The following is a 2665-nucleotide window of genomic DNA, read 5'->3' as shown; positions in this document are numbered from 1 at the left end:
GCGATTCGATCCCGGTACGCAGTGCATTTGGCAATGCCTGTCCGCCCGTGGAGGAACGGGCGTAGTGCATGATGTCGCCGGCCGGTGACAGCGACTGCTGCGCGACCTTGCATTGCGTCGGCGCGGCGACGTGTGGCGCGACGGAAGGGCCGGGTCGATGCTCAGGGGAATGTGTCATCGAACAGCTCCTCTCGCGCATCGAGGAATGACTGCAGGCCCGCGGGATCGGAGATCGAACCACCCGGCGGCTTGTCCATCAGGTCAGCGAAGGTGGGAACGGCGACGTTCTCGCCCTTCCCCTTCGTGTGCGCCTGGCTGGCCTTGGCGAGTGACTTCCAACCATACGTCGCGTAAGGATCCAGATTCAGCAACTTGTTGAGTCTATGCTTGGCGCGAAGCAGGTTTTTCGGCTTCTTCTTGAATTCAACATGCAGCGACTTGTGTACCTTCGTATACGCAGCGACATAACGTGTCACGCGGGGCAGCATCTGCGAGCTATAGCCAGCACCGGGCGCTTCATCGGTCATGACGACGTTATTGACGTCGTTCGGCGTGAGCACCTGGTCGTCCTCGATCTTCTTCAGCTCGGCCAGTGTTGTGGCGTCCTGCAGCGCCTTCAAGGTAAGGCGATGCGCGACGACATGCGGCCCCTGCACCGCACGGCTTAGCTTGTTCGCCGGCTTCGTGTGGGTATAGGTGTAGAGCGTCGGCACGCGATAATGTCGGCGTTTCGCGCCCGCGAGAACCTTGATGGTCTTGTCGTGGGCTGYTGCCTGCGCCTGGGTTGGAAACACGGTGTAGGGGTCGTAGTCGGAATACCAGCGGCCCGACGCCTGCTTCAACACGGTCAACTGGGCGACGCCTTCCGCGGCGGCCGTGGCGGCCCGTTCTGAGGCGGGTGACGATGCCGGTATGGCGGGCTTCATTTGCAAGGCGCGGCTGCCCATCCGGTCCGCCTCGCGTTCCAGTGACGCGTCGTCATTCACGCCGACGCCTTCCACGCGGGTGGTGGGACGCACCTTGCCCTGCATTTGCTGCACGACGTGCCATGCTTCGTGCGGCAGGTGTTTCTCTTCACCCTGCGCCAGGTGGATGTTGCGGCCCTGCGCATAGGCCAGCGCATTGAGTCGCGCCGGTAGTGGCGAACCGTAGTGCACGCGTACCCCGCCCATGCTCATGCCGGAAAGCGATTCGATGCCGTTACACAGAACGGACGGCAACGCCCGCCCTGCCGTCGGCGCTGGCGTGCTCGGCACGATGCCCTGGCTGGACCGAAGGGATGGCAGCTGCATGATCATTGGAAATGGAGGTCGAACATCTTCTGGCGTGCGCGGATAAAAGACTCCAGCGCATCGGAGTTCCGTATCGACGTCGACTTGGGCCGGTCCAGCAGCTCTTCGAAAGTAGGAGTCGCCTTGTTCTCGCCCTTGGCTTTCAGCGCTTTCTTGCCCGCCCTGGTCGCCGACTTCCAGCCATATGTGGCATAGGGATCGAGGTTCAGCAATTGGTTGAGTCGATGCTTGGCGCCTCTCAGGTTACCGGCGGCGACCCCAACCGAAGGGGCGGTGGCGGGAGGTATCAGCATCTTGTCCAGCGCCACGTAAATCGAGCGATAGTCGGCCTTGTAGCGCTCGATCCGTACTTCAATCTGACCTTTGTAGCCGTCTTTTGGCGCCTCCTCGACCATCACCTCGTCTACGTCGTCGGGCGCGAGCACTTGGTCGTCAAATACTGACTTCACATCGGCGATCGTTTTGATCGCCTGCAGAGCCCTGAGCGTCAGCCGGTGGGCCACCGTATGCGGGCCCTGTAACGCGTGACTGAGCTTGCTGGTCGCCCTGGTCTTTGTATAGGTGTAGAGCGTTGGCACACGGTAATGCAGGCCACCCGTCGCACCATCGTCCCTGAGCTCTCGGTCGTGGGCCTGGGCCTTCGCCTTGGTCGAGAAGGTTCGGTATGGGTCGTAGTCCGAATACCAGTGACCCGCCTTCTGCTTCTTAACGGTCAACTGGGCGACCGGCTGCGGGGCTGCCATCGGCGGCTGTGGCGTCATCACGTTAATCGTCCTCGTGGGCGCCTCATTCATGGGATATGTTCACGAGCCAGGGATTATTCGGGAACATAGGCGTCATAGTGGCCTGCCGTCTGTCGAAGCACCACGAGCCGCCCACCGGCGGTCCCGCCACGCGCGGAGATTGTCGAAGCCACACCGAGTTGCACCACCACCAGATCGATTGGGGTGGCGTAGATGCGTTCGATCTCGGCGACGATGGCGATCGCGAGGGGGCTGCCGACATCGAACCAGCCTTCGGTGATGCCGACCTGTTGAGCGACATAGTTGACCATGGGCGCGACCTCGTCCTCGCTTTGCCCGGTCAGGCCCATAAGTGTTGAGTAGATAAGGCAGAGCGCACCCCGTCCTCCGTTGCGGTGCACGCGCAACCCGTGTCCGCCCACCAGCTTCGCCTCCTCGCTGGGCCCTATCGGCTGCGGCAGGACGTCATCGGGATGRTCGGCAATCACCTGGTGGGCGAAGATACCGACATTGGCGGCATCTCCGCCGAGGCCATCTCCCGTGCCACCTTGGGGAGCAAGGTGAAATGGCTGAGCCCAGTCCGCTGCGAGGCTGTCCAGATATCCGCCTAGCGGTCCCTGTGCCAAGCGA

3 protein-coding genes are annotated in these 2665 nt (G+C 62.3%); all 3 read right to left on the bottom strand.

Annotated elements, in window-relative coordinates; all coding sequences use genetic code 11:
* Positions 1–161: 161 nt before the first annotated feature.
* On the bottom strand, positions 162–1292 hold the full coding sequence (locus AC1DT2_RS20280) for an eCIS core domain-containing protein (protein WP_477298332.1): 1131 nt from the start codon (positions 1290–1292) through the stop codon (positions 162–164).
* A 2-nt stretch (positions 1293–1294) separates the two neighbouring features.
* Positions 1295–2086 carry a hypothetical protein gene (locus AC1DT2_RS20275; protein ID WP_477298331.1) on the bottom strand — a complete coding sequence of 264 codons (792 nt, stop codon included), beginning with the start codon at positions 2084–2086 and terminating at the stop codon, positions 1295–1297.
* A gap of 23 nt (positions 2087–2109) precedes the next feature.
* Positions 2110–2665 (bottom strand): hypothetical protein (locus AC1DT2_RS20270; RefSeq protein ID WP_477298329.1); only part of this gene is annotated, 556 nt, incomplete at its 5' end.

The organism is Luteibacter sp. P4_E6, from assembly GCF_056401535.1.
This window is presented reverse-complemented; position numbering and strand designations above follow the sequence as displayed.